Below are 25,892 nucleotides of genomic sequence, written 5' to 3' on the forward strand. Positions count from 1 at the left end.
AAGATGTTCTCTGATAGCATGAAAAAATTAAGTATTAGGGAGCGTGAAAAAAATAAACTTTGGGGCAGGCGATCGGCTAAAATTGAACGTAAGCATTCAGCTATAAGCCGTCAGCCATCAGCTACACTTCGACGGAAGCTCTCAGTGACCACTTACTTTATGTGTTTAGACGTGACTGAGATTAAACAAATGCTTACCGCTTTTATTCAAAAGCTGAACGCTGAACGCTGACGGCTGAATGCTTATAATTGAACTAGCCAATCTCTAGGATAGGAGCGATCTCAATGATACAAACACCAGCTAAACCGGAAACCGAAACCCTATTACTCGAGTTACCAAGAACCCTTCATCTCTATGTCACCCAAGAACAGTTTGCCGTCCTAGCCGCTAGTAATCGAGAATTACAACTGGAAAGAACCGCACGAGGAGAGTTAATTGTGAATCCACCTACAGGTTGGCAAACTGGAAAACGTAACTTTAGCATCATCGGACAATTACATCGCTGGTATGAAGAAAATGGCGCAATTGGTGAAGCATTTGAGTGTTCGACGGGATTCACTTTACCCAATGGTGCGATTCGTTCTCCCGATGCGGGGTGGATTAGTCAAGAACGTTGGGATGCTCTCAGTGAAGAACAACAGGGAAAGTTTGCCAATATTTGCCCAGATTTTGTGGTAGAATTGCGTTCTGCTTCCGATACTCTGAAATCACTGCAAGAGAAAATGCAAGAGTATATAGACAATGGTGCGAGATTGGGTTGGTTAATCGATCCCCAAAATCGAACTGTGGAAATTTATCGAGTCGGTTTAGAGGTAGAAAGATTGTCAAATCCAACTGAGTTATCTGGAGAAGAAGTCTTGCCAGGCTTTGTCTTGAATTTGCGTCGGGTATGGGGGCACGAATCCATAACTGGAGTTACCAAAAAATCTTAAAATGCGATCGCATATCATAGTATATAATGAAGCTAATGAGATTCTTAATTAAAAAGGAAAAAATGACGACACAACAAAACTTTGCAGAAATTGTGGACTCTGCCGATCGCTTGTCTATTGAAGAGCAAGAAAACTTAATTCAAATATTACAAAATCGTCTTCGAGATCGTCGCAGAGCCGAACGAGTGAGAGATATTCAAGAAGCTCAAAACGAGTTTGCAGAAGGTAAATGTTACCCCGCTACCCCTCAACAACTTATGGAAGAAATTCTTTTATGACATTTACTTTATTGCGTTCCAGTGCTTTTATTAGAGAAGCTCGAAAAAATGTCAAAAAGTATCCCCAAGTTGCAGAAAAGATTGAAAAAACTTTAGAATTATTGCGCGTAGACCCATTTCATCCGCAATTACGAACCCATAAATTGAAAGGGGATATGAAAGAATCATAGGCTTGTCGAGTTGAATACGATCTGCGAATTATTTTCCAGTTTGTTGAATATGAAAATGCCGAAGCAATTCTTTTAGAATCTATCGGAACTCATGATGAGGTTTATTAAGCTCTCTATGAAATAGAAAAAATAAAGAACTTTTGATTGGTTTTAATAAAATGAACGATTGCGTCTTACAAGTTGAAAATCTGGGAAAATGTTTTAAAATCTACCAAAATCCTTGGGATCGAGCTAGGGAGTGGTTAAACTTTAATAAAACTTGCTACCATCAACCGTTTTGGTCATTTCGGAATATTTTCTTTAAAGTAAAGCGCGGTCATTTTTTTGGCATTATCGGTCAAAATGGGGCGGGAAAAAGTACCTTATTAAAAATAATTACGGGAATTCTAACCCCCACTGAAGGGACGTATCAACTCAATGGTAAGGTTTTATCCTTACTAGAATTAGGGACTGATTTTAATTTCGCTTTGACGGGACGAGAAAATGCCATTGCTCGCTCCAAACTTTTAGGGTTTCCCCCAGACTATATTCAAACTCGTTTACCTGAAATTATTGATTTTTCTGAATTGGGTGATTTTTTTGACCGTCCGGTAAAACTTTATTCATCGGGAATGAAAGCCAGATTAGCTTTTTCGTTATTTACTTTTTTAGATTGTGATGTTCTTATTCTCGATGAGGTTTTAGCAGTCGGAGATATTTTCTTTCATCAAAAATGTTATGCGCGTTTGGAAGAATTAATTAAAAAGAAAGTTACTATTATTTTAGTGACTCATAACTTAGCCACAGTTAGGCAGTTTTGTGATGAGATACTGTTATTACATCGCGGTCAGCAAATTTTTCTCGGCGACCCCAAACAAGGTTTAGTCAAGTATCATCAGTTAAGAACCAGTCCTCTCTCTTTGACTTCTCCTTTCCCCACTCAAAGGAAACCTGTTGAACCAAAGGGTGCAAATTCTACTCAAGATTTTTTCTGGCCGACTGATGACAACTTAATAGCTTTTGAATGTTCTACATTTAATTCTGCTCAGTTATTACGCTATGGAATGTGTGATGAAGCGGGTCAACTTTCCACGACTTTTGAGCAAGGAGAAAAGATTTGGTTTTGTTGTGAGTTTTTGGTGAAGGAAACTCTTGCTGTACCGTTAGTTTCAATGAGCATTACCAATAAGTTTAATGTGTTGGTTCATTCTAAATCTTCTTATCAACATCAGGCTAAAGTACCTACTTGTGTGGAAGGGGGAAGTTTGCTGCGTTTTTGTCGTCAAGTGAAGTTAAGTATTGGTGCAGGGGATTATGTTTTAGGGGTGTTTTTGGGGGTGATAGATGAGGATATTTATAAAGCCATTGATGAACTTCCTTCAGTGGAAATCAATCGTCATATTTCCATCCGAGATGCTTATTCTCGTGTGGGTGTTTTTTCGGTGAGGATACCTTATGGCATTACGGAGGAATCTCATTGGGGGATTTGTAATTTAGCGGGGGATTGTCAGGTTCAAGTGGTCAATGTTTCTGAGGATTAAGATTTGATGAATATTAGGACTCTGGTTGTTGATTTCGCAACATAAATAAGTTTAGCTGAGTTCAGAATTTTGTAGGGTAGGCAATGGCCACCCTACTCCCAATTAAACGCTCTGCCTAAATAGTCTTCTAATGCTTGATTATACGGTCGGAAAAAGTCAGCCAGTTGTTGGTATAAACTGGGAGAAATGGGGGGATAAGGGTTACGGTTGGCGTTACGATACTCGGTCAGGGGATGGTCAGGAAGACCAAGGAAATGATAGGCTTGTTTCATGGTTTTTTCCGGGTCAGTAAATAAATCTTCGCTTTTGAGGATTAAGAGTTGCTCTTTTGGGAAAACTTTAAACCATTCGGGGAGATAGTCGATATAGAGACTAGAGGCAATATGAAAGGCGATTTCATGGTTAATATTTGAGTTTTGTTTGCTTTGTTCTGCTAAAAGACTAAGCCACGGCTGATGGAACGATAGTTTCCGTATTTCTTTGATTTCAGTAATTCTCTCTTGTACTAGGTTGAGGTCTAAGTGATGAATGCTGTTAAGGGATTTATTCAAGTATCGATAACTAAATTGATTCCCCCAGTAAAAGCCAGAAATTGCCCGTTTGATAGGTTTTCTGAGTAAGAGGATAAGTTTAATGTTGGGAAACCAATCTTTTATCTGTTGGGCGACGTTGGGAAATGTAAAATAATTTGGGGTGGCTTCCCCGGTGAGATAGTTATTCTTAGATATTGCTGGAAAATGGGAAAGATAATACTCTAAGTCGTTGATAAAATCGCTGGAAAAGTAACGAATTTCTTTGGTGACGGCGGGTAAAATTTGTGGATGTTGGATAAGATAGCTATAAAAAGAGGTTGTGCCACACTTGAATAAGCCAATTACCAGAAAGTCGGGCTGGCGTTGGGTTGAGGAATTCCAATGTTGGATGAGGTGAGGATAGGAACGGTTAATTTGTTTAAAACTAGCTTTTTGATAGCAGTCTTTGGCTTTTTCAATCTCTCCTTGTTGGGCGTAGAGTCGGCCTAACACCACATGAGCAAAGGGAAAATTGGGTTGGTGGATGATATTCTGTTTAAGGAGATGAATACCTTGGGTGAGAATCTGATTTTTGTTCTGTTCGCTCGACCACGATATGAATTGTAGTAGGAAATTCAGGGGATAATAGACTGAAAATAGGTCGGGTTTGAGTTCAATGGCTTTCAGGTAATAAATGGTGGCTGGTTCAAATTCGCGTAAACTTCGGTAAAGATTGCCTATATCTTGATAAACTTTTGCCGAGTTGGGTTTGATGAGAGTGGCTTTTTGATAATGGTTGATGAGGGTTTGGGTCTGTTGTTCGATATTTGTTGGGGTTGGAGTGGAAAGATTCATGGTGGGTTGGGACAAAAATGGGAAATTAGGGTGCGATCGCTTCTAGTTCAGGCATGGGATAGCCCCTTGTGCCTAAAATATCCCAAGCGTAGGCTTTGCGTAACATCAGGCGATCGGCTTGGAGGCGCAAATCCTGTAACTCTAAACGTTCTTGAGGTGCGATCGTCCTCATCCAGTAGGGTGGGCATTGCTATAATATATGATGCGGTGGGCATTGCCCACCCTACAAGTTGATCTGGCGGCAGATAATGGTCATCCTGGGCCCAAGTCACAGGTATTCATTGCGAAATCATTGTGGAACACTTTTAAGAATTCGATTGTTGACATACTCTCTTCGCGCCTAGGCGAGAGATTCTTCGGACCTAACCAAAGTTAGCTGTAAGCATTTTATCCTGACTGCTGCCCACAGCCAGCTTGTATCTTTAAAAATACGTTCTTGGTTCTGGAATACTTTTACGCTGCCACAGATTTCTGGCAACAACCCATGTATTCGTTTTTCAAGGTACAGATATCTGGTGAGCCTTTTAGTCTTCTTCCAGATATAGCTATTCTACAGCGTTAAGTTAAATCTGTTAAGCTCGATTCATCCCTTCACCGGAGATGAGGGTCTTCTCTCGCAAAGAGATAACAATACCTGGGGTAGAAGTGGGAATTGATGGAGTTGATTTGAAACGAGTTCAGTTAGAGGACAACAGCGCCAGCGTTGATCGCGTAGCGTCTCCGGCGGAGAATCGCCATACTTCTCTGGTAGAAATGGTACGCGATCGCGTAGCGTCTCAGAACGAAAATCGCGCCTGTCAATCTCCAGACACCCTCGCCTACACCTTTCTCAAAGACGGTCAGTATCCGGGGGAAAATCTCACCTTGGGGGAACTCGATACTAGGGCAAGAGCGATCGCCGCTTTTCTCCAAGCCCATTGTACGGTGGGCGATCGCGTTTTACTCGTCTATCCCCAAAGTATTGAAGCCATTGTCGCCCTGTTGGGGTGTCTCTATGCGGGTGTGGTCGCGGTTCCAGCCCCCGCACCGGAAACCACGCGGTTGAAACGGGTGTTACCGAGGTTGGAAGCCATTGCTGCTGATGCTGGAGCCAAATTAGTTTTGACCGCGACGCGGGTATTGCAACCCAAGGACGGATGGCAATTTGTCGCCCAAAGCCAAGTGCGTAAGCTCAATGGCAGTCCTTGTTTGTTTTTACATTATCTTCTCACAGCAGGAAGTTTAACCGAGTCAAGTTCTCATCTTGCTGCCCTACCTTGGATTGCGACTGGTGACATCCCCAACAATTTGGCACATCGGTGGCAAACTCCAATATTACGCGGCGATACCCTCGCTTATTTGCAATATACATCCGGGTCAACCTCCACCCCCAAAGGCGTGATGCTCGACCATGACAACCTGATGGGGCATTTAGCAGCATTGCAAAAAGCAGGGGGCTACGACTCCCACAGCATCACCGTTACCTGGATGCCCTATTTCCACGATTACGGCTTAGTGGAGGGGATGCTGTTACCCCTGTATAACGGTACACCCTGTTATTTGATGTCGCCGACGGCATTTATTAAGCGACCGTTACGCTGGCTGGCAGCGATTTCCCGCTATAGAGCCACCCACAGCCAAGCACCGAATTTTGCCTACGCCTATTGTGTGCGGCGCATTGCCCCAGAGGACTGCACTAACCTCGACCTCAGTGGTTGGCAAGCGGCGGGAAATGCAGCAGAACCGATTAATCCGAATGTCATCGATGAGTTTTGTGCGGCGTTTGCAGGCTGTGGCTTTCAACGAGCGGCGTTTGCACCTGCCTATGGGTTGGCAGAGGCGACGTTGTTGGTGACGACCAGCCGCAAGGGAGAGCATCCGGTGTGCGATGAATTGCCGGAGTTGTCTGCGGGACGGCGTTGGGTCAGTTGTGGGCAGGTGTTACCGGGGACGCGAGTGGAAATTGTTAACCCGGAGACGGGGCGACGCTGTGGGGTGAATGAGGTGGGGGAAATTTGGGTGGCCAGTGCAGGGGTGGCGCGGGGCTATTGGCAGCGTCAGGAGGAGACGGCAGCGACGTTTGAGGCGGTGTTAGCGGATAAGGGAGAAGGAGGGTTTTTACGGACGGGGGATTTGGGGGTTTTACGGGCGGGCGAGTTGTTCGTGACCGGGCGGCTAAAGGATTTGATTATCGTTCGGGGTGAGAATTGTTACCCCCAGGATATTGAGTGGGCGGTGGAGCAGTGTCATCCAAGGTTGCGTCCTGATGCGGGGGCGGCGTTTGCGGTGGAAACCGACGGTGAGGAGCGCGTGGTGGTGGTGTGGGAGTGCGAGGCGAAAGCGGTTCGGAATCTGGATACCAAGGCGATTTTGGCGGCGGTGCGATCGACCGTGGCGGAACAGTTCGAGTTACCTGTTCAAGCGGTGGTGTTGTTGAAGCGGGGCAGTATTTTTAAGACTTCGAGCGGTAAGATTCAGCGTCGGGCTTGTCGTCAGGGGTTTTTAGAGGGGCGTTTGGCGGAGTTGGCGCGGTGGGAAATGGGACAAGATGAGTCGGTGGCGGTGGATATAGGGGCGGTTGAGGGGAATCCGTGGCTGGTGCAGGTGATGGAGCTTTGGCGGCAGGTGTTGGGGGTGGCCAGGGTTCGGGAGACGGATAACTTTTTTGAGTTGGGTGGCGATTCCCTCAAGGCGATGACAGTTATTGCTGAGTTAGAACAGTTAGGCATTGCCCTAGAACCGAGTGCTTTTACTGAAGCACCAACCCTAGAAGCCTTCACCCAGTTGATTCATCAAACGCGCTGGGATTTTTCTTCTCCTCGTTCCCTAGTTCCCATTCATCCCCAGGGGACAAAAACGCCGTTGTTTCTGGTGCATCACATTGGCGGTGATGTCTTCTGTCCGTTGTTCACGCAACATCGCGATCGCGATCGCCCCTTGTATGGGCTAAGGGCGATGGGTTTTGACGGTCAACAAGCACCGTTCACTCGCATCGAAGATATGGCCGCACACTACATCCGCGAGATCCAAACGGTGCAGCCTCATGGTTCGTATTTGTTGGCAGGGATGTGTATTGGGGGCAATGTTGCCCTGGAAATAGCACAGCAGCTACAGCGCCAAGGAGAGTCAGTGTCGCTGGTGGTGATGTTCGATAGTCCAAATCCTTGTTTGACCCAGCAGCAGCGAGAACGTCACTGGCAGCGCTGGCTAACGGTGGGCAAACAGAAAAAACGGGAGATATTTTCGGGGTATGGGTTAAGTCCACAGAAGGTGGAGACAATTTTAAAGGTGATGGAAGCAAATCATCAGGTTTGGATTCATCAAGTGCCGCAAATGTACTCCGGGCGCGTTGTTTTCTTTTCTAAGATGGATAATGATTTGGACGGGCGCGAGCATAATTTCGACCCCTTGCGACCAAAAGGCTGGAACGATTGGGTTGAAGGCGGCGTTGAGATGGTCAAGGTTCCCGGACGACATGGCACATACCACAATCTGCCCCATGTTGAAGTGTATGCTCAGAAGCTGAATGCTTGTCTGGAGGTAATTGAATCCCAGCCATTTTAACTAGAGCGCGATCGCCTTATGGTATGAGTAATGGTAAAATAGACTAGATTCGAGTATGCCCGCTAAAGATATATTTCACCATACCGTTAAAACAGCCCTCGAAAAAGATAAATGGACAATTACTGACCAAGGAAATTAGGGTACAAGCCTCGCCCTTTTAGGGCGACTTTGCCTGCTATGGTTTGTGAATCGGTTATAATTTTATACCAACATGGGTAGTGTCAAATGTTTATCTTAGAGTACAAAGTTAAGCCTAAGCCACAACAAATCTTAGCCATCGAAGAAGCCATCAGGACAACTCAGTTTGTCCGAAATAAAGTGCTTCGGTTTTGGATGGACAATCGTGGTGTAGGTAAAACCGAACTCTTTAGACACAATACACAATTAAGAAAAGAGTTTGAATTTGTCAAGGATTTAAACTCCCATGCTTGCCAGACTGCGGTTGAACGGACTTTAAGGGCTATCAATCGTTTTTACGATAATTGCCAAAAGCAGGTTAAAGGAAAGAAAGGATATCCCAGATTTAAGAAGAATACTCGCTCAGTTGAATATAAGGTTAGTGGTTGGAAACTAGACCAACAAACGAAGAAGCATATCACCTTTACCGATAAGAAAAGAATAGGTCGTTTAAAGTTGATTGGCTCCAGGGATATTCAGTATTACCAGCCTGAACAAATCAAACGAGTGAGAATTCTAAGAAGGGCTGATGGCTACTATGTCCAGTTCTCTATTCAATTAGACCCTAGAGATACGGTGAAGCCTTTAACTCCCACTCAAAAAGCCGTGGGAATTGATGTAGGCTTGAAGTATTTTTTGGCTGATAGCCAAGGTAATATAGAGCCTATTCCTCAGTTTTATCGTCAATCCGAAAAACAACTAAACAGGCTTAATCGCAAAAAGTCTAAAAAGTTTAGAAGAGGACAACCTCAATCTCATAATTATCACAAGGCTAGACAGCGATATGCTCGTAAGCATTTGAGAGTAAGTAGGCAACGAGAAGAGTTTGCTAAGAGAGTAGCACTCCGTTTAATCAAGTCTAACGACTTAGTAGCCTATGAAGACTTAAATGTGAAAGGCATGGTTAGAAATCGTCACCTAGCCAAGTCGATAACTGATGCAGGATGGTCTACCTTCCGTCGCTGGTTAGAATATTTCGGGGATAAATATGGGAAGATAACGATTGCTGTTCCTCCCCATAATACCTCCCAGAATTGCTCTAACTGTGGCAAAAAAGTACAGAAAACCCTATCAACTAGAACTCATGTATGCCCTGATTGTCGGTTTGTTGAAGATAGGGATATCAACGCAGCGTTAAACATTCTGAAAATTGCCTTAAGTAGGGTGGGGCGCACCCTAACTCACGCTTCAGGAGAGACTTCCTCTTGGTTGGTTGGAGCAATCCTGCTGGCTAACGAAGACTCGTTGAATGAAGAATCCTCCTGCCTTTAGGCGGAGGAGCGTCAAGAAAATCTATTTATTCAAGTTGAGGATATTGATTTTTACATAGACCTAACAGCAGAGAAAATCTTAGCGGCTGAAAAAACAGGTCGAAAAATAGCTGTAGAGATCAAGTCTTTTTTAGGCCCCTCAGATGTCACTGAATTTCACTTGGCTCTGGGTCAATGTCTCAACTACCGTTCAGCCTTGAGATTGACTGAACCGGATCGAGTTTTATATTTAGCGATTCCAGTAGATGTTTACAATGAGTTTTTTAGTCGCCAGTTTATTCAAAGAATGATTAGCGAATATCAACTCAAGTTATTGATTTTTAATCCAGCGCAAGAGGAGGTGGTTACATGGAGAGACTAAATTATCCAGAAATTGTCCAAAACATTCTAGAACGTCACGCTAAAAATTGCTCTAATCGCCAAACCGAAGTTAAATTGTTATTCGATACGGAGCGCGATCGCTATCAGGTGATGAATATGGGTTGGCAAGAGTTAACGCGAGTGTTTGGTTGTTTGATTTATGTGGAAATTAAAGAGGGTAAAATTTGGATTGAACGGGATGGGACGGAAATCGGAGTGGCCAATGAATTAGTCGAAGCTGGCGTTCCTAAACAGGATATCGTTTTGGCTTTTAAAGCTCCATATAAACGGAAGTTTACTGATTTTGCTGCAAGTTGAGCTTATTGCTTTGAATCCAAGCTATTTTAACCAGAATGCGATCGCGGAGCGTCTCAGGGGGAGAATCGCTATCAGACTTTGGAGGCTGACGAGGGGGAAAAAGGTCATGGGTGGGACAAATGTGAAGAAGAATCAAGAAATTGAGGGAGTGCGATCGCCATGTCCCCTCTCTAATGATGGTGTATCTGCTATCATTGGCTCATGTCTAGCAAACTTGTGATTGACACTAATGTTTTTGTCAGTGCCTTGATTAGTCCCGATGGAGTCAGTCGCGCCGTGCTTCGTGCCTGCTTACAAGGCAAGTATCAACCCCTGATGGGAACGGCTTTGTTTTTGGAGTATGAGTCCATTCTGGCGAGGTCAGAAGTCATGGCACGTTGTCCGCTACCAAGAGTAGATGTTGAAGCATTGCTGGCAGCGTTGATGTCCGTGAGTCAATGGGTTCAGATTTATTACTTATGGCGGCCAAACTTGCGGGATGAAGCGGATAATCATTTGATTGAGTTGGCGATTGCTTCGCACAGCCGGAGGCTATCGCAGGCAATGCAGAGGCAATTGTCACCCAGAATGTAAAAGATTTCCAGAGGGCTGAACTTATCTTTCCCCAGCTTTCTATTCTTTCCCCTGAAGCATTAATTATGGAGTAAGTACATGGCAACTTTAACAATTCGTTTACCCGATGAAAAACATTCTCGTCTGAAAGCACTAGCTCAATCTCGTGGTATTAGTGTTAATAAACTGATGGAAGAACTCTCGACGCTGGCACTGGCTGAGTTTGATACTCAGACACGCTTTCAAACCTTGGTAATGCAGGGTGATGTGGCGCAGGGTTTAGATATTTTGGATCGGTTGGATGCTTTGAATCAGTAGCAATTCCAGTTTTTGAAGAGATTGTTCTCATGGCAATGATATCCAACACCTATCAAATCCCTTTAACGTTTGACCAGATATTAATTTTATTTCAACAACTTCCTAAAGAGAAAAAAATCAAGCTAAAACAGGAAATTCATAAACTAATAAATATTTAGAAAAAAGATATGTAAACCGCTTTTAACTGCCTTAGCAAAAATGCTCAATAAAGAGGATTAACTGAAGAAATTCTACAGGAATTACTCGCGGATGAATCCTGAACTGATTGTTTTGTTATAGAAGAAACTATCGACGCTAATTAAACCTAAACAAGCCATGATTAACCTAACCATAGATGACATTCAACAAAATTTATCAGGATTTATCAAATTAATTCAAGAGGGTAATCGCTTAATCATCACTCAGGCCGATCGCCCGATCGCCGAAATTAACCCAATCTCAACCTGCCTACCCCAAAAAGAACCCCGTCCTATTGGGTTATGTGAGGGAGAATTTGTTGTCCCTGATGATTTTAATGATCCTCTTCCCGAAGAAATGATTAACTTGTTTGAAAATTCATGAAAATTCTCTTAGATACTCATATCTTTCTCTGGTTAATTACAAACGATCGCCGACTCGATGAAAGATAAAGCAGCGCCTAACGCACCCTACCAATTGAATTTACGTCCGAGATAATCTTCAAGTTGTTCATTATAGGGGCGGAAATATTCCGTAAGCTGTTGATGTAACTCTGGGCTAATGGCGTTATAGTTTCGCGGATTAAGATTACGATATTCCGGTAAAGGGTGATGTTCCAGACCTAAAAAGGTGTAAATCTGTTGCAGGGTGGCGGGGGGATTCTGAAATAGGTCTTCGCTGGGAAGGACGAGGATTTGTTCTCTGGGGAAATGCTCGAACCACTGGGGAAGATAGCGGATATACTGGCTAAAGGCAAGGTTACGAGCTAAGTTTAAATTGATGTCAGTTTGAATAATTGTCTGTTGTTTGAGTAAGCATTGCAGCCAGCTAGTCCCTGTTTTTAGGTCGGTATAAAGTTGGTCAGCAATGGCATCGACTTTGGCTAAGTCAATGTGGGTTACGCCGTCAAGGGTTTGGGCAAACGTGGGGTCGCTGGTGCTTTGGCGCATATAAAAATCTGAGATGGTGCGTTTGACGGGGTTTCGCAGCAGGATAATGATTTTTAGGTCTGGAAACCAGTGGCGCAGAGATTTGGCGAGGTGGGGTTGAATGATGTAGCCGGGGGTGGCTTCTCCGGTTTGATAAGTGGGATGTTCGATGGGTGGGAAATAATCGAGATAATCGGTGGGAATTTCCCCTTGTTGCCAATGGGTTTCACCTGTGAAATAGTGCAGTTCTTTGGCAACGGCTGGCAGGATTTGGGGATGTTGACTCAGGTAGTGATACAGGGAAGTTGTGCCGCATTTCCAAACGCCAATGATGAGAAAGTTGGGCGGGCGTTTTCGTTGCGCTGTCCAAGCCTGGGCAATCAATTCGGGATAATTTGGCTCTAGGATGGCACGGTAAGCCTGATGGAGGAGATTTCGGGCAATATCGCCCTTTTCTAAGTAACGATAGGCGGTGGAGAGCAGTAAGGCGGTAAACCCCCAATTGGGATGGTGATGGGGGTTTGGCTCGACAATCTCGATGATGCGATCGCAAAATTCGAGGAGTCTAGGGGATTCGAGACCCGCAAGGCGTTGAAGACCGAAGTACAAACGCCAATGATAACCTTGTGCCTGGGGATTGAGCGCGTGAGCTTGGAGGTAATGTTCCATCGCCTGGGGGATATCCCAGAGCATCCAGTGGAGTCCCGCGATCCGTTCTTGGATTTTCGCGGGTTGGGGACTAAAAGCTAAGGCTTTTTGGTAGTGGTTGAGGACGACTTGGGCGTGAGACTGGGTGGGCATTGGCAATTTGGCTGTCTGGTGGCGATCGCGCTATGGTATTAGCATAGAAGTAAAATCAACGTAGTGTGGGTATGCTGACTTTACTGATATCAAGGAAAGAATCATGATCCCTATCGAACAAATTCAGAAAGACATCAATGAATTGCCCGAAGAAGCACAATCTTTACTCTTGGATTTTATTGATTTATTGAAAAATCGCTATTCAGCACCAGAAGAGCGAACAATTCACTCAAATCACACTCCCAATAATCAACCGAGTACCCTAGATATTCTCAAAGAATCTGAATTAATCGGCTGTATCAGCGCCGAGCCAAATCTTTCTACGAATTACAAATCTGTTCTTCAAGAAGAATTAGATTCTAAATATGATAATTGTTGATACTGGGTTTTGGGTTGCTTTATTAAATGATAAAGACCGCTACCACCAAGGCGCACAAGAGACTCTAACTAAATATTATAATTATGAACCTTTAATCACAACCGGGTGTGTTCTCACAGAAACGTCTCACTTACTTTTAAAGCGTTCCGTAAATACTGATCGAGGGGTTCAAAAACAACTTAGGTTAATCGGTATTTTTCAAAATCATCCTCAAAGGTTTCAATTCTTTGACTTGCGAGAGATTCATCTCAAACGAATTAATTTCTTGATGGAGAAGTATCAAGATTTACCGATGGATTTAGCAGATGCTTCCCTGGTGATTTTGGCCGAAGAATTAGGAGATGGTCGAATTCTGTCAGTGGACGATCGCGATTTTAATACCTATCGATGGAAAAATACAAAGCCTTTTCAAAATTTATTTGATAGGTTTTAAAGAGTCAACACTCCGGACAGTTTTTGATTATCAACGAGAGAATGCGGGTTTCATGCTGATTGTAAGCTTTCTAAGAGGCCGTTTAAAAAGAAATGTAAAAGCCGTTGTACCCCTTTTATTACAAGGGTTCCAGCAATTAGTGTTGCTTTCTTCTTGATTTTTAGAACAACAATCTAAAGCTGATACTATCACTCGACTAGAGAGAAGGTTTACAAAAGTTTTTAAACGGCCTCTAAGAAATATCCCAGAGCATCCAGGGTCGTCCTGCGATCCGTTCTTGGATTTTCGCGGGTTGGGGGCTAAAGGCTAAGGCTTTTAGGTAGTGGTTGAGGACGGCTTGGGCGTGGGACTGGGTGGGCATTAGCCTAGCTGTAACTATGCTTTTCAGGCAATAGGCAATAGTTTTATATTCCGAAGACGTTTTTAATCCGCTTCCAATCTTTTTCATGTACCGTAAGTGCGTCTAAATACATATCTGACACTTTATCTTGCAGATCATAGGGAGTAGGAGACATCGTGAGAACTCCATTTAACCTATTTAATGGCGTTTTCATAGTTGAGTTTATATCGGAGGTATTTGAATTTAATATTTGGCATCCCAGCTTTATATACTCACATATATTTTCACGCCATACTCTTACAAATTCAGCCTGGGGTTGTATTACTTTATCTTCTACAAGGGCACGCGGATTCTGGCGGTATCGCTCTCTGCTTTCTCGACTAAGGATACGGTGGCTCATCTCTGCCGTTTTTAAGTAACCCGCCGCAGGTGGTACCCACGATTCTGAGCGACCCAAGTGCATTGATGTTGGAGGGAACCCTGAAGCTATCATGTATGTTGCACAGGCAAAGCATGAGGCTACTTTTGTCGTTTTAGTACCTGCAATCACTTCAACGGGTACAAACCTCTTAGTTTCACCTAATTTATTGTTGCGTACTTGTGCATGACCAATTGCAATTACCATTCCGTGAAGATATCCGATTCTGTACTTGTCAGACCTCCAATTATATGACTCTGGTACTGGTCCAAATTTGTCTTTCGGATCATCAGGCAGATTCTGATTATTACCATCCTCAAGCTGGAAACCCATAGTCCCCCACCCTGGGCAATCTCCGGTTGGTTTCCATGGTTCTTTGCCGACGTACACTCGATGAGTAGGTTCAACTATTTGGGAATCAACTTCTGATCGATCTGTGGACATTAACATCCCAGTATAAGCACCGCGCTGGTTAATACCTTCGCCGAAGTACTTCTCAGAGGATGTAGCAACCAATTCGCACAATGAAACACCGACTCCAGGTATATTGTATGACCTAGCTCCAGTCTCACGCTGTACGACATAGGTTCGAGCCTGGTTTCTCTCCAATTCAGATAGCCATGATGGCAAGCCGATAATGATGCCGTGAGCTTCAGAATCAGGTGTCCTACCGACACTGACATAGCCTAGCTCACCAAGGATTGTATTTAACCTTGCTATTGCTTGGAAGTATTCTTGCTTTTCTTTATCAATTTGCTTTTCTTTATCAAACCGATTTTTTTCAGTCACTTCCCAGTCTATCTGAACTCTTTCCCCTCGCTTGAGCTGATCCGCGACAAATCCTAAAATTGCGGTGGTTATGATTAAGTCAGCTTCATCTTTGATTTCGCCAACCTCACACTGTAAGGCTTCGTAGCGTGGAAACCGATGAGATATAATACTTTGCATCTATGCTGTGTGTTTTTTTATGAGCTTTACAGCAGAGATAATCGCATAATGTGAAAGAGTACGTCAAGTTGTAGAGAAAAGCCTTGGTTGAAGTTTAAGGCTAACTCCACTTCCTTCATTCCAGTATAAGCAAGTATCTCTTCTTCTGTGTTCACGCATTCTATGTTTACGCAGGGTAAACGCATCTATTTTGTATTTGTCTATACAGAAAAATTATCTGGAGTCCGAAATCAATACTCCAAAGCAACAAATTGTGAGGTAATTCCGTCTCTCTCGCATCACTTGACTAGACAAAGAGCTTGCTTCTTATACTTTCTGCGCCTGCTGGGACGAGCAGAATAGAAGCTCCATATTGACTCAGAGCGCCCTTTCTATGGCCTGGGAACTTTGGGGCGGGATGAGATGGAGTAATATTGTCGATTCATTTAAAATACATGAAGTCCCTAGAAATCACTTATCAATGACCAAAGAACCCAATATTAAAACTTTAGCTTCAAGATTAAGCGATCGCCTAAATCATGCAGAGTCTCGACAACTTGATTCACTTGAGGCAGAAAGAGTAATGCTTAAAGAACAAGGATATAGCGTTATCGATTTCTTGAGCAAAAAAGAAGTTCAAAATCTCTTGGAACTATACGGAAATAATGCACTCCCCGATGATATTAGGTCATCTGCTATATCTGCGACTGTTTCTAGCTCAGAACTATCATATCGTCAAAATATATCACAGCAAATCAGGGAAAACCTAGAAAGAAAACTAACTGAGGTATTTCCAAACCATAAAATAGCACTTTGCACGTTTATTAACAAATATCCTAATGAATCAAACGATGTCGATCTACATCAAGATAGATCGTTTACTGATGAAGAAAAATATCAAGCGGTTAATCTTTGGATTCCACTGACCGATGTTGATGAACAAAAGGGTTGTTTCTATGTCATCGAAAAAAGCCATGCACTGAATTTTCAGCCTAGAGCATTTAATTGCTTTGTCTATGGTGAGGCTGTTCGCTCTTTGATGAAGCAACACTATCTCACCAGTGTTCCCATGAAAGCGGGACAAGTCTTGCTATACAGCAGCAATCTTTTTCATGGCTCTTTTGCCAATAGAAGTAACGGTGAGAGATTGTCGATCGCTTGCATCCTAGTCCCGAAAGACAGTCCTGTTCTCCTCTATCATCAAAGTTATCAGAACCCTAACCAAGTAAGAGTCTTTGAAGTAGAGGATACATTCTATGATACTTATATCAGAGGTTCTGAAAATGCAGAAACTCTAACGAATTCAGAGAAGATGCGCGATCGCGGCATTATAGATTGTTCCCCCAAGCTAATTACACCAGAGCAACTGGTGAAGTTTATGAGTAATGAAAATCCTGCAACTCAGAAAAACAGTGAATCGCTTTTCAACCTACTTCGCGGTCAAGACTGGTGGTTCTACAAAATCCCTCCATTACTCGCCATTGCCTATGCTGAAATTCTAACCCAAGGTATTGCCCCTCACCCGTCATTCACCACCCTCCTCGCGCTAACCGTCTCCATGTTCTTTGTTGCCGCTTACGGTCATGTGGTCAATGACATTTTTGATATTGATGTCGATAAAAAAGCAGGGAAACCGAATCGAATGGCATCCCTTTCCAGGGGACAACAGACGGTATTAACGCTGGGTTTAGCGGCTCTCGGTTTAGTGCCTTGGTGGTGGATTGGGTTTAAGGCAAATTCCGGCATTTTGCTGGCGGCTATTTATCTCTTATTAACCGTTTATCCTGCCCCACCTCTGCGACTCAAAGAACGATTTGTTTTCGGTGCAGTTGCTGATGCTGCTACGGTTCACGCTGTGCCAACGTTGCTGGTAGCGACGGTTTTTGCTAACTTAGCGGTTCCGTCCTCACCCAGTAATAACTTATTGGCAATTATCGCCACATCTTGGGCATTTGCAGTAGGCATTCGCGGGATTTTACTGCATCAAATGTGGGATCGAGATAACGATTTGAAATCGGGTATTCAAACCCTCGCCACCAAGTTTGGAGCGGGAACGCTGCGATTTTGGATTAATTCCATTGTCTTTCCACTAGAGGCAATTTTATCAACCGCACTGGTTCTAGTTATCGCTCAATCTGCGCTTTTATTTCTAGTCCCTTGTGCTACTTACTGTTTGATGCTGCTTTTCATTATGCAGGATGAGTTTAATCCATCTCCTTCTCAGGAATCTTATCAAGGTAAAAATATCATTCTGCATGATTTTTATGAGGTGTGGTTGCCTCTGAGTTTATTAATTCTGCTATCACTACATCAACCCATTTTTCTAATTCTACTTGGGGTGCATATCGCCTTATTTTACCCTGCCATTCAGCAGAGGGTACTGGTCTCTATCCGCCAAATAAAACTGAATTTAGCCAAAATGAATGGTTCTCAATCTCCCAAGACTGTTGATATCACTGAAAATCCATCTCAACCCAAAACCTTCTTATCACAGCCTGCCAAGGATTTAGAACGGAGTCTAGTTCAGGCGATTGAATTTTTGAGAAACAACCAACTAGAAGATGGGGAGTTTCCCACCTATGGTAATGATTCTCTATCTCAGCCAGATAGTTCTCCTTTTGTTACCGCTTTAGTCCTCTATTCTTTAAGTTTTTTAGCTGCGGATGATACCCACAGTAAAGTAAAACCAGTCGTTGAGAAAGGATTAAAGTTCTTAGTTCAAGCAATGGAACCAGGGGGACTATGGCGATACTGGTCTTCTAAAAATGACAGACATACAGAAATCCCGCCAGACTTAGATGATATTTGTTGTATTTCTCATGTACTCAAGCTGAATAACTTGCCTGTCCCAAAAAATCATCCAATCATACTGGGAAATCAAAATAAAGAAGGATTATTCTACACTTGGATTTTACCTCGTTCCATCCCAAGCATAACCCTCAACTACATAACTCTTGGAAAAGCTCTTTCTCATTCAGAGCAGCTTTGGCAGCTAACAGACAAAGATGATATTTGTTGTGTAGTTAACACTAATGTTTTGTTATATCTGGGAGAAAGTACACAAACTGAACAATCCTTAAAATATGTGATTGATACTGTCTTGTCAGGGAAGGAGGAAGAACGCAGTGCATTTTACAATCACAAACTAAGTTTTTACTATATGCTTTCTAGGGCATACTGTAACGGAGTAACCGCACTAGGCACAGTCAAAACTCCTGTTATCGCCAAAGTCTCCAGTTTACAAAAAGCTGATGGTTCTTTTGGAAATGAACTGTTAACCGCTTTAGCCATCTGCACGTTCCTCAATTTTAACCATATCGTTCCTAGTCTAGATAAAGCGATTCAGTTCTTGCTTAACACTCAAAAAGCTGATGGTTCTTGGCCAAGAATTTCCATGTATGGCGGTCAGCTTGACAAGGATTTTTTCGGTTCAGAAGCTCTCACAACCGGATTTTGTGTAGAAGCCTTAGCGCGTTATCGCTTACTCAATCTTCCTGCTACTCAACCAGAAACTTTGACGACCCTCACCCCACAAATGCAAAAAGAACTGGAAGAAAATGGCTATGTCGTTATAGATCTCTTCTTGAGTGAAACCGAACTGCAAGACTTACGGGAGTTCGACTCCACCCACCCCCGACCAGAAGACATTGCCAACGGCACAACCATCAACACCTCTGACCTCTCCTACCGCCAGCAAGTCAATCAAAAACTCACTTCCATCGTCAACCCCAAACTTGCCCCCCTCCTCCCCGGTTATCGAACCGCCTTCTGCACCTGGTATCGCAAATCTCCCAACTCCGCCACCAACGCCACCCCACTCCACCAAGACCCCTCCTTAACCGACGAAACCGAAACCCTATCCTATGGAATTTGGTGTCCTTTAATCGACGTAACCCCGGAAAACGGCTGTCTCTCCGTCGTCAAAGGCAGCCACCCCCTCAACTCAAAACCCCGCCCCTTTTACCCCTTTTCACCTTTTCCGTATGACTCAACCCTTGCCTCCCTCATCCAAGAACACTATCTCACCCCCATCCCCCTCAAAGCCGGACAAGCTATCCTCTATGACAAACGGCTCTTTCATGGGGCATCCCCCAACACCCAAGACCAAGAACGAGTCGCATTCACTTGTTTAATTGCCCCGCAAAATACCCCAACTCACTTCGCCTACCGAGAATTAGCCGAGTCTGAAACCCTCGAACTCTTTGCCGTCGAAGATGACTTTTATAACCGCTATATTTTGGGCGAAAAACCCCAAGGTGACGGCGTAACCCTGATCAAAACCGAACCCTACACCTACGATCGCCTCACCCCCGAACTCATCGCCGAAAAACTCGACCCCCTCCACCCCGAAAAATCAACCCAACCCCAAGCCATAGAACAATACCGCCAAACCCTGCAACACTTCCAAACCCAAGCCAAACAACAGTTTGACCAACTCCAAAACCAACTGTACCAAACCCAAAACGAACTCAACCAACTCAAAACCTATCTCCAACAAACCCAAGGCCAAGAAGGACTATTCAACTACTATCGCCACTGCATCAACCAGCAACCGGACAACCTCGACCTCTACCAAGAAGCCCTTACCCTGCAACCCGACAACCTCGAACTCCGCCTACAACTCGGTCAAACCCTAACCCGACAAAACCGTCCAGAAGAAGCCATTACCACCTATCAAACCGCCCTAGAAAGCCATCCCCACTGGCAACTCTATTTCGCCTTGGGGCAAACCTTAGAACAGGTCAAACGGGACACAGAAGCCATCACCGCTTATGAACAAGCCATACAACTCAACCCCCACCACAGCCCCATTCACGAACGCTTAGGCGACCTTTTAGCCCAACAAAACCAACTCACCGCCGCCAGCCAATACTACCGCCGCGTCTTGGAGTTGCAACAGGGGTAGGGTGGGCAGTGCATCGGCCAGCCCTACTATGGTGTGGCGTAGAGGCAGAAGGGTTTATGGCATAAACCCCTACAATACCGCCTTATATGACATCCGGTTAATCCTTATAAGTTCGTAGTAAGCTCTTTAGGGCTTACAATAAGGCTTACAATAAATTGATTTAATACAAATCAAGCGGATTTCATATTACCCCTTAAAAAAAAGGGCAATGATACAATAATATTGCGGTATTCCAACAATCAACCCATACAAAGATCAACAATATGCAAGTAACTCTTTAAGTATAGATCCACCCCCAGATTTAGCCATTAAAATTGATATTACATACCGGACTCGGTTTAACAATTATGAAGCCTTGGGAGTCGGGGAACTTTGGCGCTTTAACGGTACAAGTTTAGAAATTAACGTGCTGCAAGATGGTGTTTATATTCAATGTGATGAAAGTCCTCATTTTCCCAGACTTTCTTTAACGAAAATTATTCCTGAATATCTAGAACGGAGTAAAGTTGAAGGCAGGAATCAAACCATGAAAGCATTTCGATCTTGGGTTAGGGAGCAAATTCACATATCCTTTCCGACTTTTAACCCCAGTCCCACTTCTAAGCCCACCTTAAACCCACACCAAGACTCCCGCAAATAGCCCAACAACACTCCATTCGATAAACCATGAGTCCACTTGAGACGTAAAATCCTCAACCCACACCGATAAACCAACAACCCCCCCAACCGCAACCAAAACAGCAACACTGGATAGTCGGGTAATCGGTGTTTTAGAGCGAAATACGTGGTATTTTTGGCCAACGCATACCAACAAGTCAAATGAAGTCGGTCATACCGATTATGACTCGGCTGCACATAATGAGTGATGGCCACGTCAATATAAGTAATTTCATATCCTCCTTTCAACAAGCGCAAACCGACATCCGTCTCCTCCAGAAAATACTCAAAAAACTCATCAAACCCCCCTATCTCCAGCAATGCTTTCCGTTGATACGACGCATTTGCCCCCATCACCCCCGGAAACCACTCTGGACGAGAGAGATAACGTTTTTGTAACTGAGGCGATAAAACTGGGTAATTCTCACTCCAACAACTACTCACCCCCCTTGCAAACTGTACGGGTGTAGTCGATCGCTGATAATCTATCACAATTCCCGCTACACAACCATAACGCTTCCCTCCCTGTTGATGGGCTTGGACGTGGTGTTGTATCCAATCTTGAGACGGGATTACATCATCATCTAGATAGAGTACAATCTCTTGAGAAGCCGCCTTTAAGCCTAAATTTCGAGCAATACTGACATTTTTAAATGCTGTGTAAATAATGCGATCGATATACGGTTTATACTTGCAAAGAATAGAATTTGTCCCATCTTGGCAAGGACTGACCACCACAATTAACTCTGAGACGGAAGACCGCAACCATAGTACCTCCTCCATGACATAATGTAAAAAGTTGCCTCGCTCTACCGTACAGAGAATCACTGACACAGGATATTGAACCATTGCCTAGCCTACGATTAGCGCATAAAAATTAAGAAAACCCTGTTCCCTTTGATGAGAATGAACCCAGACACCAACCATCATACTCCCCCCCAACCGACTTTTAAATTACACCCCCAATTCCAAGCCACCCTCGACCCCGCCACCAGTAAAGTCGCAGTCCTCGTCACCAACGAATTTACAGGATTTTCTCAAAACGGTGGCATTGGTACTTACTACACCACACTCAGCCAAAAACTCCGACAAGAACACTGGACTATCATTCTCTTACTCTGTCAAACTCAACAAACGTTTCAGGGTGAAGCCACCTTTGAGAATGTCCATCACACCTTCTCAACCCAAGACATTCCCCAAATTCTGACTTTACAACCCCATCATCAGCAAATTCTAATCCAAACCCAACCAACCTCCCACCCTCACAATTTTGACTATGACAGTTATTGCAGCTTCTTCTTCCTAGAAGCCCTCAGCCAGCATCTAGCCGATGCCGTTATTTACGCAGAATTCCCCGAAATTTGGGGCTTTGGCTACCGCAGCATTCAGGCCCAACAAAGCGGTTTACTCCCCAATTCTTGTTTGCTTGGTGTAACTGCCCACGGTTCATTTGAATGGTTACGGGAAGGGAACAGCCAATATCAAGTCCACTCCCCCCAATGGTCTTGGCAAGTCTATCATTACGAACAATTTTCCCTAGAAAACGCGACTCTCGCCTACACTCCTTCCCACTTCCTTGCCAGTAAATACAAAGAATATGGTTACAAAACAGACCATCTTCAGCATTTACCTTACTTTATCCCCCTCCTTACTCCTACTGGAGAGAACACCCAAGAGAAGAGAGAAGAAGACAATAACCTGACTCCCTCACCTACTGGAGAAAACACCCAAGACAAAGAAGACAATAACCTCACCCCCTCCCCTCCGAGTAGCGAGAAAATTCCCCTCGTCTTTTTTGCCCGTCTAGAAGAACGCAAAGGACTATTAACCTTTGTCGAAGCCCTACGTTCTCTCCCTGCTCACATTACCGCACAACTGCACATTATCTTTCTAGGGAAAGTCGTGCAACTGCAATCTCCCCAACTCTCTCACCTCAATAGCCAACAGTATATCGAACAAGCATTAGAACCCCTCGATTTTCGCATTGAGTCCCATTATTCTAGTCTAGAAGCCCTACACCTCATCCAACAACTAGACCACCCTCTTGTGTGCCTCACCAGCAGCCAAGAAAATTTTCCCAATACGGCCTTAGAAATGGGACAGTTGCCCATTTCTTTAATTGTCGCTGATGCTGAAGGATGGCGAGAAGCCTTAGCTTTAGTTCAGCGTCAGGCGGGAGTTTATTGGTTTCCCCCCAGTCATCCCCAAGCCTTAGCCCAAACCCTTTGCCAAGCCTTGGCCAACCGTCAAACTCCGCCAACGGTTGCCGATACAGCTACTCTGACTCAAACCAATCAATCCTTACTCAATCAACGCTTAGAATTTATGAGTGAAGCCTTTTTAGCTAACGCCCCCAAAACCCCCCAAACGCCTAATGTTGCCCTAGTTTGGTTCTATGGGCAAACGACTCAACCTCTGTTAGACATCCTCCAGCATTTCGCAGAACAAACTTATCAACCGTTACAACGGGTTGTTCTCTATGCTGACTCGAAGGAAATTATGGCCCAAGTGACTGAGGCCCAAACTCAATGGCCGGATACGAAGTTTATCAGGGTGAAGGATCATCTGAGCGTTGGTCAAGCCTATAATCAGGGTATTAGTCAACTTGAGGCGGATTATATTTTACCATTGACCTGCGATTCTCGTTCCGAGACGCTACGCGATCGCACCCTCGACCCCCAAGCCCTAGCCACCCTCGTCACCGCCATCACCCACGCAGAAGCCAGTATCGCCGTCTGTCCCTACACCCAACTCACCCCCACCGGAGAACCGGAAAACATCACCTTCATCGACGGCAACCTCCTCAACCTCCTCGAATTCCCCTTCTCCCATGACCTCACCGCCCTCTTTAAAGCCGAATTTCTCCAACAATTCCCCTACAGTACCGAACCCCACATCCACGCCTTAAACTGGCAACTGTTCGCCGCCGCCTTAGCCACCGACACCCCCATTGCCTACTATCCCTACCCCTTATATTGCATCCATGCAAATACCCCCTGCATCACCCCAGACCTTCAACCCCAAGAACGCTACTACCTACGCCAATACCTCACCCAAATTGAACCCCAACATTGGCACAAACGGCAAATTCACCTCTTGCTGACCGGGTTTGAACAACTCCGGCAAACCCCTTCCAACCCCGAACCCACTAACCTGAACAACCTGGACTTCTCCACCCCTCAAAACCGCGCTTGGCAGCTAACCGCCCAACAACTGTATCAGGAACTCACCCAAACCAAAACTCAGTTGACCGACCTCAAAACTTGGACCAAAGAACTCCAAAAGGGAAAAGACTGGCTGGACAGTCAATGGCAAAGTTGGCTATTACGCTATCAAAAAGCGGAGTGGGAATGGCAACGACAAGAAACTGTCTTAGCAGAGATACAGCGCAGTAAATTTTGGCGACTCCGCAATAAATGGTTTCAGTTCCAGCAAAAACTGGGTCGTATTTCCTCAGACCCCCTCCAACCCTTACCTCAGTCTCATCAAACTCCAGGGGTTCAAGACAGTATCTGCCGTATCGCTGGACAAAAGCTACGATTTTTCCAACCTCAACCCACCAAAACGCCCCTAGTGTCCATTATTTCCACTTGTTTCGACGAATATTATTCCCTAGAAACCACCTATCGCACAGTGGTTAATCAAACCTTACCCCAGTTTGAATGGTTAATTGTCGATGATGGTTCAGTAAGGGAGGAAATGAAGGAATTATTAACTATCCTATCCCAAAGGACAGAGAAAATCCGCATCATCTCCCAACCCCTACACCAAGGGAAAGCCGCCAGTTATAATCGGGCTGTAGCCCAAGCGAAAGGAAAATATCTCTGTTTTCTTGGCATTGGTAGCATTCTCGACCCCACTTATCTTGAAAAAGGAGTTCTTTTCCTTGAAAGTCATCCTGAATATTCCCTAGTGAATAGCTATTCCATCGTATTTCAAGGGGAAGAACATTGGTGGACAGCTTCTTTGCGTGACCCCCAACGCATCCTCTCTCAAGAAGGGATGTGGAGTCACCCCCTCTATCGTCTCAGGGAGTTTACCAAAGTCGGAGGGTTTGATGAGTCCTTACAATGGTTTACGGACTGGGAACGGTGTTTGAAGGCCCTATCCCAACAGCAAAAAGGCGAGACAATTCCCGAATTTCTCGATGGTTATCGTTCCACAGAACAAACGACTCCTACAATTGTTCCCCAACAGTTTGAAGCAGCTAAGGCAGAAATGCAAGCCATTCAGTCTCGCTACTCTGAAACAATCGCTCATTCTCTCTCAGAAACTCCTCCTCTTTGTGAAACGGGAAATGATCGTCCCATTTCCCCACCAGAGCAACTCCCATTTTACTTTAATCTTCCCTTGTCTCCAGACAATCCCGTAGAGGCCGAAAAACGCCTTCTCCTCTTCTGTCCCAATTTAGACAATAACGACCTCACCCATTGGAATTGCGAACTCGTGCAGCAATTGGCAAGACAAGGGTATGAAATTGTCATTGCTACTACGTCTTCTGGAGACCATTCTCTCGCAGAGTTCTTTTATTCGGCGACTCCCGAAATTTTCCATTTTCCCCACTTATTTTCTCCGGTTGATTGGTTGGCTTTAACCCGTTATCTGATTGCGTCTCGCCAAGTTAAAAGTCTTCTTATTTCGGGAGGAGAGATTGTCTATTATTTTTTACCGATTTTGCGATCGCAGTTTCCTCAATTGGCAATTTTAGATTATCAATCTTCCTCCAACAATTCACTTTCTCCCCAACTTTTGCAAAAATTTAGTCAATTTTTAGATTACCAATTGGCTGCTTCCCGCCATCAGGCGGGGGAGTATTGGGATAAAATGAGAAAAGATATCGAGAAAGGAGAAAACATCCCAAAATTCCAAATTTGCGCCAGTCAAGCTGAAGTTATCGCAGCAATTGAAAACACCATTCATTCCCATCAAATTAGTGATTCTTTGAAAATTACCGAGGAAAATAAACAGGAGGCGTTATCGTTACTTGCAGAATACTTACAGCAGCAAAAACCGGAACAAGTCTCTGTAGTGAGTCAGCCGAAAATTCCATCTCCTGACGATCTATCCATCAAAGCGTTACTGAAACTGTTATTAAAAAAAGCGATCAAGCGATCTTAAA

23 protein-coding genes and 2 pseudogenes are annotated in these 25,892 nt (G+C 44.3%); 18 read left to right on the forward strand and 7 right to left on the reverse strand.

The annotated features are described in order from the left end of the window. The 5 genes from PN462_RS20875 to PN462_RS20895 all read left to right on the forward strand — a co-directional run. Positions 1-231, forward strand: a 231-nt coding sequence (locus PN462_RS20875; protein WP_272130774.1) for a hypothetical protein, incomplete at its 5' end; no start/stop codon positions are given. Positions 232-284: 53 nt separating this feature from the next. After that, a complete protein-coding gene (locus tag PN462_RS20880; protein ID WP_272130775.1) occupies positions 285-932 on the forward strand; it encodes a Uma2 family endonuclease in 648 nt (215 codons plus the stop codon). Positions 933-994: 62 nt separating this feature from the next. After that, the gene (locus PN462_RS20885) at positions 995-1,210 is read left to right on the forward strand and encodes a hypothetical protein (protein WP_272130776.1); all 216 of its coding nucleotides are present in this window, start codon (positions 995-997) and stop codon (positions 1,208-1,210) included. Then, on the forward strand, positions 1,207-1,380 hold the full coding sequence (locus tag PN462_RS20890) for a hypothetical protein (protein ID WP_272130777.1): 174 nt from the start codon (positions 1,207-1,209) through the stop codon (positions 1,378-1,380). Before PN462_RS20885 ends, PN462_RS20890 begins: the two co-directional genes overlap by 4 nt. A gap of 158 nt (positions 1,381-1,538) precedes the next feature. Then, positions 1,539-2,900, forward strand: coding sequence for an ABC transporter ATP-binding protein (locus tag PN462_RS20895; protein ID WP_272130778.1), 1,362 nt, complete (start codon positions 1,539-1,541; stop codon positions 2,898-2,900). A 92-nt stretch (positions 2,901-2,992) separates the two neighbouring features. Here the strand turns inward: PN462_RS20895 and PN462_RS20900 are convergent, their stop codons facing one another. Together PN462_RS20900 and PN462_RS20905 are read right to left on the reverse strand one after the other, a co-directional pair. After that, entirely contained in the window at positions 2,993-4,267 is a 1,275-nt protein-coding gene (locus PN462_RS20900) for a sulfotransferase family protein (RefSeq protein WP_272130779.1), read from the reverse strand. Positions 4,268-4,292: 25 nt separating this feature from the next. Then, a complete protein-coding gene (locus PN462_RS20905) occupies positions 4,293-4,439 on the reverse strand; it encodes a hypothetical protein (RefSeq protein ID WP_272130780.1) in 147 nt (48 codons plus the stop codon). Between the two features lie 494 nt (positions 4,440-4,933). Here PN462_RS20905 and PN462_RS20910 point away from each other — a divergent pair, with 494 nt between their 5' ends. The 8 genes and pseudogenes from PN462_RS20910 to PN462_RS20935 all read left to right on the forward strand — a co-directional run bounded on the left by PN462_RS20910 (position 4,934) and on the right by PN462_RS20935 (position 11,367). Beyond that, positions 4,934-7,810: an AMP-binding protein gene (locus PN462_RS20910; protein ID WP_272130781.1), complete on the forward strand. Its 2,877-nt coding sequence runs from the start codon at positions 4,934-4,936 to the stop codon at positions 7,808-7,810. 55 nt (positions 7,811-7,865) lie between these two features. Further along, the gene (locus tag PN462_RS23710; protein WP_443029246.1) at positions 7,866-7,949 is read left to right on the forward strand and encodes an element excision factor XisH family protein; all 84 of its coding nucleotides are present in this window, start codon (positions 7,866-7,868) and stop codon (positions 7,947-7,949) included. A gap of 86 nt (positions 7,950-8,035) precedes the next feature. Further along, positions 8,036-9,259, forward strand: a complete 1,224-nt coding sequence (locus tag PN462_RS20915) for an RNA-guided endonuclease InsQ/TnpB family protein (RefSeq protein WP_272130782.1) — start codon at positions 8,036-8,038, stop codon at positions 9,257-9,259. A 27-nt stretch (positions 9,260-9,286) separates the two neighbouring features. Continuing rightward, positions 9,287-9,619, forward strand: coding sequence for an element excision factor XisH family protein (locus tag PN462_RS23715; RefSeq protein ID WP_443029247.1), 333 nt, complete (start codon positions 9,287-9,289; stop codon positions 9,617-9,619). Beyond that, on the forward strand, positions 9,607-9,936 hold the full coding sequence (locus PN462_RS20920) for a XisI protein (RefSeq protein ID WP_272130783.1): 330 nt from the start codon (positions 9,607-9,609) through the stop codon (positions 9,934-9,936). Before PN462_RS23715 ends, PN462_RS20920 begins: the two co-directional genes overlap by 13 nt. Positions 9,937-10,137: 201 nt before the next feature. Continuing rightward, positions 10,138-10,583 (forward strand): annotated as a pseudogene (locus PN462_RS20925) (putative toxin-antitoxin system toxin component, PIN family). A 4-nt stretch (positions 10,584-10,587) separates the two neighbouring features. Then, entirely contained in the window at positions 10,588-10,806 is a 219-nt protein-coding gene (locus tag PN462_RS20930; protein WP_272130785.1) for a toxin-antitoxin system HicB family antitoxin, read from the forward strand. Between the two features lie 315 nt (positions 10,807-11,121). Continuing rightward, entirely contained in the window at positions 11,122-11,367 is a 246-nt protein-coding gene (locus PN462_RS20935; protein WP_272130786.1) for a type II toxin-antitoxin system Phd/YefM family antitoxin, read from the forward strand. Positions 11,368-11,453: 86 nt separating this feature from the next. On the opposite strand, the gene PN462_RS20940 is transcribed toward PN462_RS20935, so the two are convergent. Next, positions 11,454-12,713 (reverse strand): sulfotransferase family protein, encoded by a 1,260-nt coding sequence (locus tag PN462_RS20940; protein ID WP_272130787.1) that lies wholly within the window; start codon positions 12,711-12,713, stop codon positions 11,454-11,456. Between the two features lie 103 nt (positions 12,714-12,816). On the opposite strand from PN462_RS20940, the gene PN462_RS20945 reads away from it, so the two are divergent. Then, the gene (locus PN462_RS20945; RefSeq protein ID WP_272130788.1) at positions 12,817-13,092 is read left to right on the forward strand and encodes a hypothetical protein; all 276 of its coding nucleotides are present in this window, start codon (positions 12,817-12,819) and stop codon (positions 13,090-13,092) included. Beyond that, positions 13,079-13,525: a type II toxin-antitoxin system VapC family toxin gene (locus PN462_RS20950; protein ID WP_272130789.1), complete on the forward strand. Its 447-nt coding sequence runs from the start codon at positions 13,079-13,081 to the stop codon at positions 13,523-13,525. Before PN462_RS20945 ends, PN462_RS20950 begins: the two co-directional genes overlap by 14 nt. A gap of 232 nt (positions 13,526-13,757) precedes the next feature. On the opposite strand, the gene PN462_RS20955 is transcribed toward PN462_RS20950, so the two are convergent. From PN462_RS20955 to PN462_RS20965, 3 genes are read right to left on the reverse strand one after another with little or no spacing between them, the layout of a single operon-like run. Next, complete coding sequence (locus PN462_RS20955) at positions 13,758-13,886, reverse strand: hypothetical protein (RefSeq protein ID WP_272130790.1); 129 nt, start codon at positions 13,884-13,886, stop codon at positions 13,758-13,760. A gap of 43 nt (positions 13,887-13,929) precedes the next feature. Beyond that, a complete protein-coding gene (locus PN462_RS20960; RefSeq protein ID WP_272130791.1) occupies positions 13,930-15,231 on the reverse strand; it encodes a hypothetical protein in 1,302 nt (433 codons plus the stop codon). Positions 15,232-15,257: 26 nt separating this feature from the next. Beyond that, positions 15,258-15,386, reverse strand: a complete 129-nt coding sequence (locus PN462_RS20965; RefSeq protein WP_272130792.1) for a hypothetical protein — start codon at positions 15,384-15,386, stop codon at positions 15,258-15,260. Positions 15,387-15,793: 407 nt separating this feature from the next. Between PN462_RS20965 and PN462_RS20970 the strand changes: the two genes are divergently transcribed. Further along, positions 15,794-20,116: a phytanoyl-CoA dioxygenase family protein gene (locus PN462_RS20970; RefSeq protein WP_272130840.1), complete on the forward strand. Its 4,323-nt coding sequence runs from the start codon at positions 15,794-15,796 to the stop codon at positions 20,114-20,116. A gap of 277 nt (positions 20,117-20,393) precedes the next feature. Beyond that, positions 20,394-20,678: pseudogene (locus PN462_RS23720) on the forward strand (Uma2 family endonuclease); the annotation flags it as partial. Here PN462_RS23720 and PN462_RS20975 read toward each other — a convergent pair. Further along, positions 20,678-21,622, reverse strand: a complete 945-nt coding sequence (locus PN462_RS20975) for a glycosyltransferase family 2 protein (protein ID WP_272130793.1) — start codon at positions 21,620-21,622, stop codon at positions 20,678-20,680. The pseudogene PN462_RS23720 and the gene PN462_RS20975 overlap by 1 nt on opposite strands. A gap of 57 nt (positions 21,623-21,679) precedes the next feature. On the opposite strand from PN462_RS20975, the gene PN462_RS20980 reads away from it, so the two are divergent. Further along, the gene (locus PN462_RS20980; protein ID WP_272130794.1) at positions 21,680-25,891 is read left to right on the forward strand and encodes a glycosyltransferase; all 4,212 of its coding nucleotides are present in this window, start codon (positions 21,680-21,682) and stop codon (positions 25,889-25,891) included. The last annotated feature ends 1 nt before the right edge of the window (position 25,892 follow it).

The organism is Spirulina sp. CS-785/01 (genome assembly GCF_028330525.1).
In the GTDB taxonomy this organism is placed as follows: Bacteria; Cyanobacteriota; Cyanobacteriia; order Cyanobacteriales; family Spirulinaceae; genus JAQMSD01.